The sequence below is a fragment of the Methylocystis sp. JR02 genome, assembly GCF_030063565.1.
GTDB lineage: Bacteria > Pseudomonadota > Alphaproteobacteria > Rhizobiales > Beijerinckiaceae > Methylocystis > Methylocystis iwaonis.
Genome location: NZ_JASIRC010000001.1, coordinates 1,941,244 through 1,957,795, shown reverse-complemented (window position 1 = coordinate 1,957,795; position 16,552 = coordinate 1,941,244). Strand labels below are relative to the sequence as shown.

Below are 16,552 nucleotides of genomic sequence, written 5' to 3'. Positions count from 1 at the left end.
GACGGGTTGAGGGCTGGAGGAAAGGCCTCCGGCGCCCGTCGCGGAGACCCGCGATGTCCAGAAACACCGCCCCCGCTCGCGCCGGCTCGGACCGGGCGAGCCTCTATGACGAAATCACGAGCAAGATCGTCGCCGAGCTGGAGGCCGGCCGCGTGCCTTGGGTTCAGCCCTGGGGAACCGCCGCGGCAAAGGCGCCGCTCGCCATGCCGAGAAATGCCGCCACCGGGAGGCAGTATTCCGGGATCAATGTGCTGATCCTCTGGGGCGCCGTGATCGAGCGCGGCTTCCCCGCCCAGAGCTGGCTGACCTTCCGCCAGGCGCTCAGCATCGGCGGCAATGTGCGCAAGGGCGAGCGCGGCACGACCGTCGTCTACGCCGATCGCTTCGTGCCCGAAGACGAGAGACAGCGGTCGCGCGAGACCGGGGAAGAGGCCCAGGCGATTCCGTTCCTCAAGCGCTTCACTGTCTTCAACGCAGCCCAGTGCGAGAACCTGCCCGAGACCATCGCCGCAGCCGCGCCGCCTCCACCTGCGGGGTTGATCGAACCCCAGGTCGAGGCAGTGATCCGCGCGACCGGCGTCGATTTCCGCATTGGGGGTGACCGGGCCTTCTATGCGCCCGGCCCAGACTTCGTGATGGTGCCGCCGCCGCAGGCCTATTTCGAGCCAGTCAACTGGCACCGGACGGCCCTGCACGAGCTCGGGCACGCCACCGGTCACCCCTCCCGTCTTGACCGTGATCTGAGCGGCTCCTTCGGCACGAAGAAATACGCCTTTGAGGAGCTGGTGGCGGAGATGAATGCCGCCTTCTGCTGCGCCTCGCTCTGTATCCTCCCGACGGTGCGCCATGCCGACTATATTGGCTCCTGGCTGGAGGTGCTGCGCGAGGATAATCGCGCCATCGTTCGCGCGGCTTCGCAGGCGAGCAAAGCTGCGGACTGGCTGCTCGGCTTCTTGCCGGCGCAAGACCAAGCCGAACCCTCGGTCGAGAGGAGGGCGGCATGATCCTCCTGACATCCGAGTTACGCGAGCGGCTGCTGGCCAAGGCCGTCATCCCGACGTCGACCACGTCCCGGTCGTCAAATTCTTCAACCCGCTCGGCGAAAGCGTCTGGCTTGCCACCGAGCTCGGCGCGGATGGCGACACGTTGTTCGGCTTGGCCGACCTCGGAGAACCGGAATTTGGCTCGTTCAGCCTAGCCGAAATGATCGCGGTGCGCTTGCCGCTCGGTCTCGGGATCGAACGTGACCTCCTGTTCGAGGGGATGTTCCCGATCTCGGCTTGGGCGGATGCGGCGCGCCGGACCGGCAGTATCCGGGAGGGGGAGCGCGTGCTCTACGCCGCCCTTCGCGCCCAACGGCAGTATGGATGAGGCGTTCCTGCTCGGCGCAGGCGGTCCCAGGAAGCAGAGAGCGAAAGGGCTGCGCCGGTTTTCGCGGCGGGTTGGAGGTCGAGAGAGAGGCTCTCGGCCGCCCGCCGCGGAGACAACCGAGATGGCCACTGCCGTTCAGAAAATCACCCTGTCGTCCTCGCGCGACATTCCCTTCAACAAGCTGGTGCTGAGCCAGTCCAACGTCCGGCGCGTGAAGGCCGGCGTCTCGATCGAGGAGCTTGCCGAGGACATTGCGCGACGCACGCTGCTCCAAGGCCTGAACGTCCGGCCCATCCTCGACGCGGACGGCGCTGAGACGGGCATGTTCGAGATCCCCGCCGGCGGCCGCCGCTATCGCGCGCTCGAATTGCTGGTGAAGCGGAAGCGCCTCGCCAAGACCGCGCCCATTCCCTGTGTGGTCCGCGATCCCTCGACCGATATTCTGGCCGAGGACGACTCTTTGGCCGAAAACATCCAGCGCGCGCCGCTCCATCCCCTCGATCAGTTCCGCGCCTTCCAGGCCCTGCGCGACAAGGGGCGGTCCGAGGAGGACATCGCCGCCGCTTTCTTCACCTCGGTGAACGTGGTGAAGCAGCGTCTGCGGCTGGCCTCGGTCTCGCCGGCGCTGCTCGACGTTTACGCCGAGGACGGCATGTCTCTTGAGCAATTGATGGCCTTCTCCATCACCTCAGATCACGCCCGCCAGCAACAAGTCTGGCAAGCGATCTCCGCCTCCTGGTCGAAGGAGCCTTATCAGATCCGCCGCATGCTCACGGAAAAGTCCGTGCGCGCTTCCGACCGCCGGGCGGTCTTCGTCGGGCTCGACGCCTATGAGGCCGCCAGCGGCGTCGTGCTGCGAGACTTGTTCCAATCCGATGACGGCGGCTGGCTCGAAGATGTCGCTCTGCTCGATCGTCTGGTCGCCGAGAAGTTGAAGACCGAGGCCGAGACGATCGCCGCCGAAGGCTGGAAGTGGATCGAGGTCGCGGTCGATTTCCCTTACGGACACAATCGCGGGCTGCGCAGGCTGGAGGGCGTCGCGACTGCTCTCACGGAGGACGAGCAGGCGACCATCGCGACGCTCAACGCCGAATACGCCAAGCTCGAAGCCGACTATGCAGAAGTCGACGAGCTGCCGGACGAGGTGGATCAACGGCTGGGCGAGATCGAGAAGGCGCTCGCCGGTTTCGACGACCGGCCTGTGGCCTATGCGCCTGCCGACATCGCCCGCGCCGGTGTCTTCCTCAGCATCGACTCGGAGGGCGCGCTGTCGATCGATCGCGGCTATGTCCGTCCGGAAGACGAGGCACCGGCGGTGGAGCCCGAGCCGGACGGCGATGCCGCTTCTACGACCGGCCCGGAAGGCGCCGCATCGGCGGCGCCCGTGATCCAACGCGCGGTCATCACCATCGGCGGTCACACGCCCGAGCCGGAAGACGAGGACGACGATGTCGTGAAGCCGTTGCCGGACCGTCTGGTGATGGAGCTCACGGCCGAGCGCACCTTGGCGCTGCGCAACAAGCTGGCAAGCACGCCGTCGGTCGCCTTCCAGGCCGTGCTGCACAAGGTCTGCCTCGACGTCTTCTCTCGCGATCTGGCCCATGGGACGGCCATGGAACTCGCGGTGCGCAGCGTCAGCTTCCCGGTGCAGCCGCAGGGCCTGAAGGACACGCAGGCGGCGAAGGCGATCGCCGAGCGTTACAAGGCTTGGGAAGAGCGCCTGCCCAAGGACAAGGCCGACCTCTGGGGCTGGCTCGCTACGCTCACGGGCGACGAGCAGGCCTCGCTGTTCGCCCACTGCGCGTCGTTCGGGGTCAACGCGCTTTATGAGAAGGCCGACCGCTATGGTGGCGGCGTCTCGTCGCTCATGGTCGATCAACGCATCGCTGACGCCGATCGCATCGCGAAGGCCGTCGACCTCGACATGGTGCAGGCCGGCTGGCGTCCGACCGTCGAGAACTATCTCGGCCGCGTCCCGAAGCGCCGCATTCTCGAAGCGGTGCGCGAGGGCGCCGGGGAGCGAGCCGCCCAGCTCATCGACCACTTGAAGAAAGGCGACATGGCCAAGGAGGCCGAGCGCCTTCTGGCCGACACCGGCTGGCTGCCCGAGCCCCTGCGCATGGCGGACGCCAGCGACGCCACGTCCGACGACGCCGCCGAAATCGAGGGTGACGGCGATGAGCTGCCGGAATTCCTCGCCGACGACGATGAAGAGGCCGCCGAAGAGCCCGACGAGCCGGACATGGTCGCCGCCGAGTAACGCAGCTTGGCGGGGCGGCTTCGGCCGCCTCGCTCCTCAAACAACTATTTCGGACGAGACAACCTTATCGTTACTCGATCCCGAGCTTGCTGAAGAATATCCTGTTTCGCATCTCGGCGTCGCGCAGGATCTTGGTCCAGCTCACAACCTCGATATAGAGGTTAAGCTTGCTATGCCAGTAGAACCAGCCAAGCCCGTCTGGCATCGACTTGAAGTCCTTCTCAAGCTCCAGCCAGTCAGCGACCTTCTTCGGGGTATCGCATACGATATAGCCATAGAAGGGCGTGTTCTCGTTGACCAGGATGTCGCGGTTCTTGGGCGTCTTGAACTTCCCGGTCCTGATCTGGTTCACGTACCGTATGATCTGCGCCACCGGATCATCGTCCGACGACGGGTTCGCGAAGTCGGTTCGCTGGGGCCTTTTGAATTCGAAGATGGTGATAGGATTGCTGGCTACGTTTTCTCCCCGAAACGCGACTCTGTTGTTGAAAATGGTGATGTCGGTCCGATCGCCGTTCGGCTTATTGATCGCCTTCTCGGAGGATATGTAGGTACAGAAGTTCAGGCGCTCGTCCAGTATCCAAAGGTTATGGGCGTCGAAGTCGATCTCGTCGGAATCCTTTCGCCTCTGCATGATAATGTCATGCACCTCGCCCTCGGATCTGTGGCGCCCGTCCTCATCGGCCTCAAGCGCCTTGCCGAAGATGTCGAGAACGCACTTCCGCATTGAGACATAGTGGATCAAGTCGTTCTTGCTGGTTTCCGAAATGCTCTCCATGACCTGCGCGATACGCGAATCGAGGTCGGTCTCGTTCTTTGATTCGAGGATCGCCGCCACTTGCGCGCGCGTGGCTACCTCCTTTTCGAACTTCTTCTGCTGCAGGTGCAGCTCGATATCCTGATTGCTCGGACGCATCGGGAGCGCGCTGAAGTCGACCTCGCTGCTGAGCGAGCGATGCCACGGTGCCTGGGTCGAGACGTAATCGTCGATGCGAGCCTGCTTGCGCTGCTTGCGCTCGGATATTTCATCACCGACGGTTTGCTGGGCGATCTCGGCGGCGCGCTGCTCGATCTGGCTCTGGGAGATACCGTTCAGCAGGTCGGACTCGGTCTGGAACCGGAACTCGCCGCGTTCCAAAGACACATTGTCGTTCAGATAGTCGCCAAAGACATAAGCCTTGATGACGAAGTTGCGCCCCCGACCGCTGTCGTCCCCGGGCACCGGCTCGAAGAACTCGTCGGCGAACTCTGGAATATGGGACTGCAATGCGACGTCGGTCACCTCGCGCCGGTGCGCAACGAGGCTGATCTTGCTCCGGCTCACGCGCGGTGAGTAGAATTTGAACACACGGACTTGAAACGTCTTCTCCTCGCCGTTCGCTGACAAGGCAAACGAGCCGTCGGAGACGGCCATCTCGACGATCTGGCTGTTCTCCTTCGCCAGATAGTCGTTGAGCGCGATGGGAGGCGCGACGCTCCCTTCGTCGCGGATTACGACGCGCGGACACGGCCTCTCGTCGTCAACAAAATAGGGAAGGAGCCGCTCCACAATCACGCGGCTGATGGTGTCAATGCCCTTGTCGGGGAACTTAACCGACTTGACGCCGGCGATCTCCACGACGCTGCCGGTCTCGCCCTCCGTCACCGCGCGGACACTCTCGTCGACGATGATATCCTTGTCTAGGCCCATGCGGAACGTGCGTTCCTGGCGCGTGCCGCCTTCAACGAAGATGCTGCGGACGTGCATGCGGTCGAAGTACTTGAGGCAGGTGAAGCGCCCGAAGCCTTTTCCGCCATCCGGCTTCTTTTGCTCCGAATAGAGTTCGTCGAACGAATCTCGGTTCCGCTGATTGAAGCCGACGCCGTTGTCCGAGACGATGAAGCCGTCGACGCTACGCAGGCGCTCAATTAGGTCCTCCGGGCCATCGCGCTTTATCTGGATGTCGACCAGACCTCTGCAGGACTTGGTCTCGTCTATGGCCTGTATCGAATTGACGATCAGCTCGACGACGGGTGTGTAGACGTTGGTGCCGGAGCGGATGTTCTCGACGAGACGCTTGATGTTGACGTTGCTCATTCTGTCCGACCCAAGTGCGTATGCAGGCGGTTGAATCTAACTGATAAGGCTAATGCAGGCGCGCCTCAACACTGCGCGGTCTTGAGCTAGCCTCCTTTCGGAGGCGAATGATCCGCCTAGAGCGAGAGATGGGCCCGGACGGGTTCGAGCCGGTGGGGTCCGAGAGAGAGCGCCGACCGGCTTGTCCGCTCCCGCTCTCCCGAGGGTTCCTACATGAACGACCTTTCCCCGATCGCGGCCGGCGACGCCGCGCAGCGTCCGCTTGTCTGCGACCGCGATCCCGCCTCCGCCATTCTCGCGGCGGCCGGGCGCCTGCTCCCACATCTCGAGCACGGTCAGCGTATAGACGCGACGATCCTGCGCGCCGCCATGGAGGCGGCCTTCGGCGCGTCTGATGCGACGGGCGCCTGGGACTGGAAGAACGCCTACGACGCCTGCGAAGCGGCGACGGTCCTTTTCTTGAGCAAATACGGGAAGGCGTTGTTCCGTAAAGCCGACTCTCCGGCTTCACGGCTTTCCGCGCTGACCAAGATCGCGGGTCTTCTCCCAACACACACACGCCGCTCCGTCGAGAGCGATACCTTCCAGCAATTCTCGACGCCGATCCCGCTCGGACTTGCCGCTCTGACCGCCGCCGCCGTCACGCCCGGCGATCGCGTTCTGGAGCCTTCGGCTGGCACGGGGCTGCTCGCGATCTTGGCGGAGATTGCCGGAAGCGCCCTGATGCTGAACGAGCTGGCCGAGACGCGCGCCAGCCTGCTTTCCTCTCTGTTTCCGGCTACCGCCGTCACCCGCTTCGACGCCGCACAAATCGACGACCACCTCGACCCGGCTCTCGTCCCGACCGTCGTCCTGATGAATCCGCCATTCTCGGCGATGGCGAATGTTTCCGGCCGGATGGCCGACGCCGCCTGTCGCCACATCAAGTCCGTGCTGGCGCGCCTCGCCGATGGCGGACGATTGGTCGCGATCACAGGCGCCAACTTCGCGCCCGAGGTGCCCGCCTGGCGTGATGCCTTTATCCAACTGCAGGAGCGCGGTCGCGTGGTGTTCAGCGCCGCGATCGACGGCGGGATCTATGCCAAGCATGGGACAACGATCGAGACGCGGTTGACCGTCATCGACAAGGCTCCTGCGGACGATCCACGTTCGTTCCCGGAATCTCCGGGCATGGCTCCCGACGTCGCGACGTTGCTCCGATGGATCGGTGATCGCGTTCCCGACCGCCTTCCCGTTGCGCCAGATGTCGCCATCCCTATCTCGGCGCCCAACGGGCCACGTCCCGTTCGCGGCTATCTCGCGCGCACAGTCGGCGCGCAACCGGCGAAGCCATCTCTCGCCGATCCAAAGGCCATCGATCTCGTCTATGAGACGACCGACTGGACGCCGCCCGAGGGCGGGCGCCTCAGCGACGCGATCTATGAGGAATACCGGCTTCAATCGATCCGGATTCCCGGCGCCCAACCGCATCCCACCAAGCTCGTGCAGTCCGCGGCGATGGCCTCGGTCGCGCCGCCGAAGCCGAGCTACCGGCCGCATCTGCCGCACCGTCTCGTCAGCGAAGGTATTCTGTCAGATGCCCAGCTCGAGACCGTGATCTATGCGGGCGAGGCGCATGGCGAATATCTCGCCGGCGCCTGGCAGGTGGACGAGACCTTCGATCTCGTCACCGCCGCCCACGACGACGCGCCGAACGCCCTGCGCTTCCGGCGCGGCTTCATGCTGGGCGACGGCACCGGCGCTGGCAAGGGCCGTCAATCGGCCGGCATCATCCTCGACAACTGGCTTCGCGGCCGGCGTAAGGCGCTCTGGATCTCGAGGTCCGACAAGCTGATCGAGGACGCGCAGCGCGATTGGTCGGCGCTCAGCATGGAGCGGCTGCTTATCACGCCGCTCTCGCGGTTCCCGCAAGGCAAGCCGATCCGGCTCGACGAAGGTATCCTATTTTTAACCTACGCTACGCTGCGGTCCGACGACCGCGGCGAGAAGCTTTCGCGCGTGCGGCAGATCGTCGAATGGTTGGGCTCCGACTTCGACGGCGTCATCATCTTCGACGAGAGCCACGCCATGCAGAACGCAGGTGGCGGCCGGAGCGAGCGGGGCGATGTTGCACCCTCGCAGCAGGGACGCGCGGGCCTGCGCCTGCAGCACGCCTTGCCCGGCGCGCGCGTGGTCTACGTCTCGGCGACGGGCGCTACCACCGTCCACAATCTCGCCTACGCCCAGCGCCTCGGCTTGTGGGGCGGCGAAGACTTCCCCTTCGCCACGCGCGCCGAATTCATAGAGGCGATCGAAGACGGCGGCGTCGCGGCGATGGAAGTTCTCGCCCGCGATCTTCGCTCGCTCGGGCTCTACACCGCCCGTTCCCTCTCTTACGACGGCGTCGAATACGAGCTGGTCGAACACCAGCTCACCGATGAGCAGCGGCGCATTTACGACGCCTACGCGGGGGCGTTCGCCGTCATTCACAACAATCTCGACGCGGCGATGGAAGCCGCCAACATCACGGGCGAAACCGGCACGCTGAACCGTCCGGCGAAGTCGGCCGCGCGCTCGGCATTCGAGAGCGCCAAGCAGCGCTTCTTCGGCCATCTCTTGACCAGCATGAAGGTACCGACGCTTATCCGCTCGATCGAGCGCGATCTTCAGGAAGGCCATGCCGCCGTCGTCCAGATCGTCTCGACCGGCGAGGCGCTGATGGAACGCCGGCTTGCCGAAATTCCCACCGAAGAATGGAACGACGTCCGGGTCGACATCACGCCGCGCGAGCTCGTACTATCCTATTTGCAGCACTCCTTCCCGGTGCAGCTCTACGAGCTCTTCACCGACGGCGAGGGCAATTTCTCCTCGCGGCCCGTCTTCCGCGACGGGCAACCCGTCGAGAGCCGCGAGGCGGTCGCCCGACGCGACGAGCTGATCGAGCGGCTCGCTTCGCTCCCGCCCGTGCCGGGCGCGCTCGATCAGATCGTGCAGCGCTTCGGCGCCGATCTCGTCGCCGAGGTGACGGGCCGCTCGCGCCGGATCGTTCGCAAGGGTGAGCGCCTCGTCGTAGAGAACCGCGCCGCCTCGGCGAACCTCGCCGAGACCGCTGCCTTCATGGACGATCTGAAGCGGATTCTCGTGTTCTCGGACGCAGGCGGCACCGGGCGCAGCTATCACGCCGAACTCTCGGCGCGGAACCAGCGCCTCCGGATCCACTACCTGCTCGAACCAGGCTGGAAAGCCGACGCCGCCATTCAGGGGCTTGGTCGAACGAACCGCACCAACCAGGCCCAGCCGCCGCTCTTCCGCCCGATCGCGACGGACGTGAAGGCCGAGAAGCGCTTCCTCTCCACCATCGCCCGCCGGCTGGACACGCTTGGCGCGATCACGCGCGGGCAACGGCAGACCGGCGGCCAGGGCCTGTTCCGCCCCGAGGACAATCTCGAAAGCCCCTATGCGCGCGACGCCTTGCGCCAGCTCTATCTCCTGCTCGCCCGCGGCAAGGTCGAAGGTTGCTCACTTCAGACCTTCGAGGAGGCCACGGGCCTGTCGCTCATGGACGCCAACGGGATCAAGGACGACCTGCCGCCGATCACCACCTTCCTCAACCGGCTGCTGGCGCTGACGATTGACTTGCAGGGCATTCTGTTCACCGCCTTCGAGCAATTGCTGAACGCCAGGATCGAAGGCGCCATCGCCAGCGGCGTCTACGATGTCGGCTTGGAGACCTTGCAAGCCGAGAGCTTCATCGTCACCGATCGGCAGACGATCTACACCCATCCTGCGACCGGCGCTGAAACAAGGCTGCTCACCATCACCGAGCGGCGGAGCAACCATCCCGTCAGCCTCGACCGGGCGCTCGACCATCTTTCCGATCGCCGGGCGGTTTTGCTGCTCAACGAGCGCTCTGGTCGCGCGGCGGTGCAGATTCCGGCGCCGAGCGTCATGCTCGACGACGGTGAGATCGAACGCCGCGTGCGGCTGATCCGGCCGACGGAGCACCACAACGTATCGCTAAAGGCGATGGCGGAAAGCCATTGGAGCGAAGCCGATCCCGATGCCTTCGGCGCCGCATGGAACGGCGAGGTCGCGCAGATTCCCGAATTTTCGGACAGCACGCTGCACATCGTCGCCGGCTTGCTGCTGCCGATCTGGAAAAGGTTGCCGAACGAGTCGACGCGCGTCTATCGGCTTCAGACCGACGAGGGCGAACGCATTATCGGCCGCAAGGTCTCGCCGGCCTGGGCGGCAAACGCCACGACCACGGGGATCGACAAATTGACTCCCGACGCCGCCTTCGCGGCGCTGATGGAGGGGCGCACGGTGCTCGACCTCGCCGAGGGCCTGCAGCTCCGGCGTGCTCGCGTCATGGGCGCCAATCGCGTCGAGCTGTCCGGCTTCACCGACGCGATGCGCGATCGGCTGCGCGCCTATGGCCTGTTCAGCGAGATCATCTCGTGGAAGCTGCGCATGTTCGTGCCGACCGACCCATCCGGCGTCGACGTTCTGGCGCGGGTGCTCGACCGCTATCCGGTCGAGCGCATCGGCAAAAGGGAGGCGGCGTGATGGAACGCCTCGACGCCTCCGAATTGGCGCATCGCCTCGCACGCAATGCCGAGGCGGTCTGCCGTCATTACCTTTCGACAGGGCGGCGCGAAGGCGCCTACTGGCTTGTCGGCGATGTCCGCAACACGCCGGGTCGATCCATGTTCGTGCGGCTCAAAGAGACCCTCAGGGGTCCGGCCGGGAAATGGGTGGATGCGGCCACGTCAGAGCATGGCGATTTGCTCGATGTCATCCGCGAAAGCCGGGGACTCGCCGATTTCAAGGATGTCGCCGAAGAAGCGCGTTCGTTTCTCAGCCTGCCGCGTCCTCAGCCACGGCCGATGGCAACGCGTCCTTCGTCGCCGAGATCGAACGCTCCAACCGGACCATCCGACGCGGCGCGACGCCTGTTCGCCATGTCACAGCCGATCGAACGCACTTTCGTAGAAGCGTATCTCCGCCGACGCGGCATTACGGCTTTGCACGGAACCGGGAGTCTGCGCTTCCACCCGCGCTGCTACTATCGGCCCGAAGAGCACAGCCCAACCGAGACCTGGCCTGCCATGATCGCCGCCGTCACGAATCTCTCAGGCCACGTCACCGGCGCGCATCGCACCTGGCTCGATCCGGGCGGATTCAGCGAGGCGACGCTAGGCAAGGCGCCGATCGACACGCCAAGACGGGCAATGGGCGACCTGCTCGGTCACGCCGTGCGTTTCGGCATTGCTGGCGAGGTTCTGGCGGCCGGCGAAGGCATCGAGACGATGCTTTCGCTTCGTTGCGTTCTGCCCTCCATGCCGATGGTCGCAGCCCTCTCGGCGGCGCACCTCTCCGCCATCCTGTTCCGGGACGCGCTGCGGCGCCTCTATATCGCCCGCGACAACGATCCGGCCGGTGATGGCGCGATGACAACGCTCATCGACCGGGCGCAATCCGCGGGGATCGAGGCGCTCGTTCTTTCGCCACGTCTCGGCGACTTCAACGAGGACCTGCGGCTGCTGGGGGTCGACGCGCTTCGGGCGGCGCTCCGGGTGCAGATCGCGGCGCAGGACGTCGCCCGTTTCATGGAGCTCGCGGCATAGCCGGAACGGGGACTAGGGGCGTCGCAGCATCGTCGCGAAGAAGCCGGCAGTCTTCCCCTCGGCGCCGGAGAGGACCGCGCCCACGGCCTTCTCAGAGGGCGATCGGGCGGCGAACGGCGCGGACCGGCAATGGCTGCGGCCGACGATTTTCCGGCGCGACCCGAAGGCCGCTTTCCATCGCGAAACAAAATCGCCGGCCTTCGCCGTCCTCCGCCAAGGCTTCGGCCCTCCGCTTCGCTGCGGGTGCAGATCCGCGCCGCCTGCCGCCTTCGTCGCCATGAAGGCCGCGATGGACGCGGCCGATCCGACGAGGGAAAGCCGCCATGACCACCGACCACCACGACGATTTCGAGCCGCCCCACAGCTCATCCCCGACCGACCGGGTTCTCAACGAACTCCAGCTCTATGGCTACCGGCCTTTTCACGACGAACCCGATCCCCGGCCGCTTCCCGAAGCGCATGTGCTCGCCGGCAGCGTGGCCGACATCTTCGACGCCCTCGTGGTCGCACTCTCCGAAACCCGCCTCGAACCCGACCTCGAGAACCTCCTCTGGTCGACGGTGAACGTCTTCCACCGGGCCATCGATCGGATCGAGCGCGAACTCGACGACAACGAGCTGGCGCAGCGGCGATTGCAGCGCGAACAGGATGGCAGCGAGGTCAAATCCGTCGAGCTCGAACGACTGACGGCGCAAGGCCAGACGCTGATCGAGCGGCGCGACGCTTTCGAGCTGATGCGCGACCAGGCCGCCGACGAATTCGAGCGCCACACGCATTCAGCCTGGCGCCCCCGCAACGGATCGAAGGTCAACCATCGCCATCTCACCGCTGCGATGATCGATAGCCGCGACTTCCTCGCCGCGAAGAAGCGCGCCGACAAAGAGGTGCTTCTGCCAGCAGGACCGAAAGTGGCGGTGACCGGAGGGTTTGAATTCAACGATTACCGGCTGATCTGGGCCAAGCTCGATCAAGTCCACGCCAAACACCCCGACATGGTGCTGCTGCACGGCGGCTCGCCCAAGGGCGCCGAGCTGATCGCCGCCAAATGGGCCGACACCCGCAGGGTGCCGCAGATCGCCTTCAGGCCCGATTGGACGAAGCACGCCAAAGCGGCGCCCTTCAAGCGCAACGACGCGATGCTGGAAACGCTGCCGATCGGCGTCCTTCACTTCCCCGGTACCGGCATCCAGGACAACCTCGCCGACAAGGCCAGGAAGCTGGGCATCCCGGTCTGGCGGTTCGCGAACGGCGGCGCATAATGCGCCGCAATCCCATTCGTCTTTTTCGGGTGAGGTTGAATCGCTATTATCAAATGCATGTTCAATATCGATTCGAACACAGAAAGCCTGTTTCGACCCTCTCAAGAATTGCCAAAAGGGGACGATGCGGTGTGGAAGAACCACAGATTCTGCTGGAGATCAGCTGATACCTGGGTTCCCCAACTTTCGGCTTGGCTAACTCCAAAGTTCCACAAAGACGGCATCCGACGTCTGAAGCCCGGCCACTTCCGCAATCTCCCATGGGATGATCTCGAATGGCTTGACTTGCTAGGGCGTTGTCTCACCTCTGACATCCAGTACCACACAGAGACGTTGGCCGACGCCCTTGAGCCCTCGACCCTACGAACATTTCATGGCTGCCGTACGGATGATGCCGGCAGGTATTTCAGGGAAGGGCTTCACCTTCACGACCGCGACGCGATGACGCAAAGGCTGACTGCGATCGTCGAAAAGAACGACGAACTCGCATGGATGAGGTCTCGTCTGGATGATGCAATCGCCGAGATCAACAGTACACTGGATATAGGTTGTCTTTACGTCGTCGCGGATGACACTGCGCTGCTGGAGTACGCCGCTCATTATCTTATATACGGAAGTGAATGGATCACTGCCGTGCTTGGGTACGGACGGCGCGCTCTGCTAAAGACCGGCGTGCCGACCTTGATCGAGGTAGACCTGCCGCTTCGGGTCACAACACCCGATACCCGCGTCGAGTTTGCGCGGAAGATGCTGGGTGAATGGACACGTCGCGCCTGCAATCTTCCTGATTGGCACGCGCCAATCGATTTCTCGTTCTGTCTGCGCGAGAATATTCCCCCGGCTTGGGTCGTCGGTCACTCCCATCCAGCGCAATTGCGCGATCCGCTCGAACGGCAGAAGCTCTATCAATCGCCCCGGACGCGCTGCGCCCATTGTTCGTCCGACTCCTGACCGACAGGAGCCATCCCCCCATTCATTGCGCAGTTCCTTTTTCCGGCCGACGGCCTGACGCAACCCATGAAGGGTCGGACTATGCATGGGCGTGCCGCCGCTCCGTCGTCGTCTACGCGGTGATCGCGGCCCTCGGCCCAATACATTGGGCGACTGTCACGCCGGCGATGGCCCCCAGAAACCGTCCCCTAGTCGTCGCTTCGCTCCAACGACAGAAAGTTGCGCGCCGTCAGATCGTCAGCGCGCACAATCCTCCGTCAACGAGAAGGTTCTGGCCCGTGATGAAAGCGGCTTGCTCGCTGCACAGGAACGCGCATGCGGCTCCGAATTCCTCTGGCTTTCCGGCTCTCCCGGCGGGCACACGGGCTATCAGCGCATCCGCCGTCGCCCCGAGTTCGAGGAGCCGCTCCGTCATGACGGTTCCCCGCAGCAGATTGTTGATCGTCACGCCATCCTTGGCGATCTGTCGAGCGACGCCCGCCACATATCCGGTGAGCGCCAGCCGAGTCGATGTGGAGAGGTCAAGTCTCTCCACCGGCATCCGGACCGTCGCCGACGTGATGTTGACGATTCGGCCAAAGCGCCTTGTGCGCATGTCAGGAGCGAACATCCGGATCATCTCGACCGCGGACAGGAAATTGGCGTCGAGAGCCCGCTGCTAATCCTCGCGCGTCAAGTCCATGAAATCTTTGGTCGGGGGGCCGCCGGCATTGGTGACGAGGATGTCGACCTCGGCGTTCGACGCCTGGACTGCGGCGCGCCCTTGCACGGTGCCGACATCAGCGACGATGAAGGAGGGCCGATTTCCGGTCGCCTCCGCAATACGGTCAGTGGCAACCTGTAGGGCCTCGGCCCGACGTGCGACGAGCGTGACATGGACGCCTTCGCCGGCGAGCGCCCAGGCGCACGCCATCCCTAGCCCTCGAGAAGCATCACAGACGACGGCGGTTCTGCCCTGTATCCGAAAATCCATCCGCCTGCTCCTTGTCTCAAACGGCAAAAGAGAGCGGTGGGCCGTCTTAGCGTTCGATTACCAGTTGGTTCGACACACCGCGGCGGAAATTCGAAGATGGCCCGACGTGTGTCAAGCGCCAATAAGCCAAGGCATTGAACACCTCCGGGATTTCCGCTCCGGCTCGTGGCCGTTTGCGGCTATGCTCGCCATTGCGCCGCCATTCAAGCGCAGCGACGCGATGCTGGAAACCCTGCCGATCGGCATCCTTCACTTCCCCGGCACCGGCATCCAGGACAACGTCGCCGACAAGGCCAGGAAGCTCGGTATCCCGGTCTGGCGGTTCGGCGGCGAATGACCGCCGCCTCGCCACCCTTGCCCAATGCTATCGCATACCTTATATTGATGGCAACGCTATCATTTTACGTAGAGATGCTATCATGCCCGCCGTCACCATCCGCAATCTCTCCGAAGAGACGCATCGCGCCTTAAAGGTCCGAGCGGCGCAGCACGGCCGCAGCACGGAAGCAGAAATGCGCGACATTCTGGAAACCGCCGTGCGCCCGGCCGATCGTCTTCGCCTTGGCAGCGCGCTGGCGGAAATGAGCCGGAAGATCGGCCTGACCAACGCCGACGTCGAAGCCCTCGAACAGGCCCGCGACCGCAAGCCCGCAGAGCCGCTGCGCTTCGGATGATCCTGCTCGACACGAATGTCGTCTCCGAGGCGATGAAGCCTGAACCGGACCCGGTGGTCCGCCGATGGCTCGATGAACAGGCCGTGGAAACGCTCTATCTCTCCAGCGTCACGATCGCCGAGCTGATCTTCGGCATCGGCTCGCTTCCCAAGGGCAAGCGCAAGGACAAGTTGGCCGCCGCGCTCGAAGGCGTGCTGGAGCTGTTCGCGGACCGCATCCTGCCGTTCGATACGAATGCGGCGCGCCGCTATTCCGATCTGGCGGTGAAGGCGCGCGCCGCCGGAAAGGGCTTCCCCACGCCGGACGGCTATATCGCCGCCATAGCCGCGTCGCACGATTTCGTCGTCGCCTCCCGCGACGCCAGCGCATTCAGAGCCGCCGGCCTCACTGTGATCGACCCCTGGACCGCCGGCGCCTGAACTGCCGGTTTGCAAAGGCGCAGAATTCATCGCCGCCAAATGGGCCGGCAATCGCAAGGCGCCGCAGATCGCCCTCAAGCCCGAAGCACGTCAGGGCGGCTCCGTTCAAGCGCAACGACGCGATGCTGGAAACCCTTTCGATCGGCGTCCTTCACTTCCCCGGCACCGGCACCGGCATCCAGGACAACCTTGCCGACAAGGCCAGAAAAATCGGCATTCCGGTCTCGAAGTTCGGCAAAGGAGGCGCGTGAGCGCCGCTTTACAAGCCCAAAAAATGCTTGGCTGCTGCAAGGTTGGGAGCGAATTCCAGGGCGAGCGATGCGAATTCGCTGGCGAGATCACTGTGCAGTCGCGTTCCCGTTCCCTCTGCGTAGTCTTTTACATTCGAGGACACAAAGACAATCGGCGCGGACAGACCAGCAGCGCGAAGCCCGGTCACAACATCCAGATATGTCTCGATGACCACGCAGTCCTTGGTCGAGTCCTTGCCCTTTTTCGCCGGTGTTCGCGCTTCAAGCACCCGCTGAACAGCTCTCGAAGGGATGTCAGCTCCTGGCCGTACGAGCGCTGCCGCTCTGATCCATCGATCCGCAACTTGCCGAGCCTGAATGACGTGATTGTTGAGGTGGTCGAGGTTTGTTAGCCCCACTGCACCATAAACGGCTGCAATTTCGTCGATCCTCTGAATTTGCGCCTTGAGCTTGCGAAGAGCTGCCCGCGCGTCTTCTTCCACTCCGTCAGCGTTCTCGTTAAATTCTCGTTGAACCTGCTCGGCCATGAGCAAAGCGGGAGGCCCCAAATTTTCAATTGCACTCAGAAGGTCCAGCGCAGCACGACGTTCGTGCGCTTTAATGGCCTCTCGGGTTGGATCACGCATCAGATCAAGAGCCGTACATGTGTCGAAGCATAGCACAGGCACTCCCAAGGCAACGATGCGGGCGACGTCAGCTTCGGCCATC

General features: G+C 64.0%; 11 protein-coding genes and 3 pseudogenes. 11 read left to right on the top strand and 3 right to left on the bottom strand.

Annotated elements, in window-relative coordinates:
* The first annotated feature begins 53 nt into the window (after window positions 1-53).
* From QNA11_RS09300 to QNA11_RS09290, 3 genes and pseudogenes are all read left to right on the top strand, one after another.
* Window positions 54-1,004, top strand: coding sequence for an ArdC family protein (locus QNA11_RS09300; protein ID WP_283482807.1), 951 nt, complete (start codon window positions 54-56; stop codon window positions 1,002-1,004).
* Window positions 1,001-1,371, top strand: a pseudogene (locus tag QNA11_RS09295) (DUF2958 domain-containing protein). The gene QNA11_RS09300 and the pseudogene QNA11_RS09295 overlap by 4 nt, the downstream one beginning before the upstream one ends.
* 121 nt (window positions 1,372-1,492) lie before the next feature.
* Window positions 1,493-3,631, top strand: a complete 2,139-nt coding sequence (locus QNA11_RS09290) for a ParB/RepB/Spo0J family partition protein (RefSeq protein ID WP_283482806.1) — start codon at window positions 1,493-1,495, stop codon at window positions 3,629-3,631.
* A gap of 70 nt (window positions 3,632-3,701) precedes the next feature.
* On the opposite strand, the gene QNA11_RS09285 is transcribed toward QNA11_RS09290, so the two are convergent.
* A complete protein-coding gene (locus QNA11_RS09285) occupies window positions 3,702-5,708 on the bottom strand; it encodes an ATP-binding protein (protein ID WP_283482805.1) in 2,007 nt (668 codons plus the stop codon).
* A gap of 213 nt (window positions 5,709-5,921) precedes the next feature.
* On the opposite strand from QNA11_RS09285, the gene QNA11_RS09280 reads away from it, so the two are divergent.
* The 4 genes from QNA11_RS09280 (at window position 5,922) to QNA11_RS09265 (ending at window position 13,527) form a co-directional block, all read left to right on the top strand.
* Entirely contained in the window at window positions 5,922-10,256 is a 4,335-nt protein-coding gene (locus tag QNA11_RS09280) for a strawberry notch-like NTP hydrolase domain-containing protein (RefSeq protein WP_283482804.1), read from the top strand.
* The gene (locus QNA11_RS09275) at window positions 10,256-11,317 is read left to right on the top strand and encodes a DUF7146 domain-containing protein (RefSeq protein WP_283484186.1); all 1,062 of its coding nucleotides are present in this window, start codon (window positions 10,256-10,258) and stop codon (window positions 11,315-11,317) included. The genes QNA11_RS09280 and QNA11_RS09275 overlap by 1 nt, the downstream gene beginning before the upstream one ends.
* A 323-nt stretch (window positions 11,318-11,640) precedes the next feature.
* The gene (locus QNA11_RS09270) at window positions 11,641-12,576 is read left to right on the top strand and encodes a DUF2493 domain-containing protein (RefSeq protein ID WP_283482803.1); all 936 of its coding nucleotides are present in this window, start codon (window positions 11,641-11,643) and stop codon (window positions 12,574-12,576) included.
* Window positions 12,577-12,633: 57 nt separating this feature from the next.
* Window positions 12,634-13,527 (top strand): hypothetical protein, encoded by an 894-nt coding sequence (locus QNA11_RS09265; RefSeq protein ID WP_283482802.1) that lies wholly within the window; start codon window positions 12,634-12,636, stop codon window positions 13,525-13,527.
* A 229-nt stretch (window positions 13,528-13,756) separates the two neighbouring features.
* On the opposite strand, the pseudogene QNA11_RS09260 reads toward QNA11_RS09265, so the two are convergent.
* Window positions 13,757-14,500: pseudogene (locus tag QNA11_RS09260) on the bottom strand (SDR family oxidoreductase).
* A 181-nt stretch (window positions 14,501-14,681) separates the two neighbouring features.
* Between QNA11_RS09260 and QNA11_RS09255 the strand changes: the two are divergent.
* The 4 genes and pseudogenes from QNA11_RS09255 to QNA11_RS09240 all read left to right on the top strand — a co-directional run.
* Window positions 14,682-14,837 (top strand): hypothetical protein, encoded by a 156-nt coding sequence (locus tag QNA11_RS09255; protein WP_283484244.1) that lies wholly within the window; start codon window positions 14,682-14,684, stop codon window positions 14,835-14,837.
* Between the two features lie 82 nt (window positions 14,838-14,919).
* The gene (locus tag QNA11_RS09250; protein WP_283482801.1) at window positions 14,920-15,174 is read left to right on the top strand and encodes a FitA-like ribbon-helix-helix domain-containing protein; all 255 of its coding nucleotides are present in this window, start codon (window positions 14,920-14,922) and stop codon (window positions 15,172-15,174) included.
* On the top strand, window positions 15,171-15,593 hold the full coding sequence (locus QNA11_RS09245; protein WP_283482800.1) for a type II toxin-antitoxin system VapC family toxin: 423 nt from the start codon (window positions 15,171-15,173) through the stop codon (window positions 15,591-15,593). Before QNA11_RS09250 ends, QNA11_RS09245 begins: the two co-directional genes overlap by 4 nt.
* A gap of 13 nt (window positions 15,594-15,606) precedes the next feature.
* Window positions 15,607-15,844 (top strand): annotated as a pseudogene (locus QNA11_RS09240) (hypothetical protein); the annotation flags it as partial.
* An 8-nt stretch (window positions 15,845-15,852) separates the two neighbouring features.
* Here the strand turns inward: QNA11_RS09240 and QNA11_RS09235 are convergent.
* Entirely contained in the window at window positions 15,853-16,551 is a 699-nt protein-coding gene (locus tag QNA11_RS09235) for a PIN domain-containing protein (protein WP_283482799.1), read from the bottom strand.
* Between the last annotated feature and the right edge of the window lies 1 nt (window position 16,552).

Bases quoted from the DNA above. Each gene is read 5' to 3' on its own strand.
- QNA11_RS09280 (WP_283482804.1), top strand. From the start codon at position 5,922: ATGAACGACCTTTCCCCGATCGCGGCCGGCGACGCCGCGCAGCGTCCG.
- QNA11_RS09245 (WP_283482800.1), top strand. From the start codon at position 15,171: ATGATCCTGCTCGACACGAATGTCGTCTCCGAGGCGATGAAGCCTGAA.
- QNA11_RS09255 (WP_283484244.1), top strand. From the start codon at position 14,682: ATGCTCGCCATTGCGCCGCCATTCAAGCGCAGCGACGCGATGCTGGAA.
- QNA11_RS09265 (WP_283482802.1), top strand. From the start codon at position 12,634: ATGTTCAATATCGATTCGAACACAGAAAGCCTGTTTCGACCCTCTCAA.
- QNA11_RS09290 (WP_283482806.1), top strand. From the start codon at position 1,493: ATGGCCACTGCCGTTCAGAAAATCACCCTGTCGTCCTCGCGCGACATT.
- QNA11_RS09270 (WP_283482803.1), top strand. From the start codon at position 11,641: ATGACCACCGACCACCACGACGATTTCGAGCCGCCCCACAGCTCATCC.
- QNA11_RS09300 (WP_283482807.1), top strand. From the start codon at position 54: ATGTCCAGAAACACCGCCCCCGCTCGCGCCGGCTCGGACCGGGCGAGC.
- QNA11_RS09275 (WP_283484186.1), top strand. From the start codon at position 10,256: ATGGAACGCCTCGACGCCTCCGAATTGGCGCATCGCCTCGCACGCAAT.
- QNA11_RS09285 (WP_283482805.1), bottom strand. From the start codon at position 5,708: ATGAGCAACGTCAACATCAAGCGTCTCGTCGAGAACATCCGCTCCGGC.
- QNA11_RS09250 (WP_283482801.1), top strand. From the start codon at position 14,920: ATGCCCGCCGTCACCATCCGCAATCTCTCCGAAGAGACGCATCGCGCC.
- QNA11_RS09235 (WP_283482799.1), bottom strand. From the start codon at position 16,551: ATGGCCGAAGCTGACGTCGCCCGCATCGTTGCCTTGGGAGTGCCTGTG.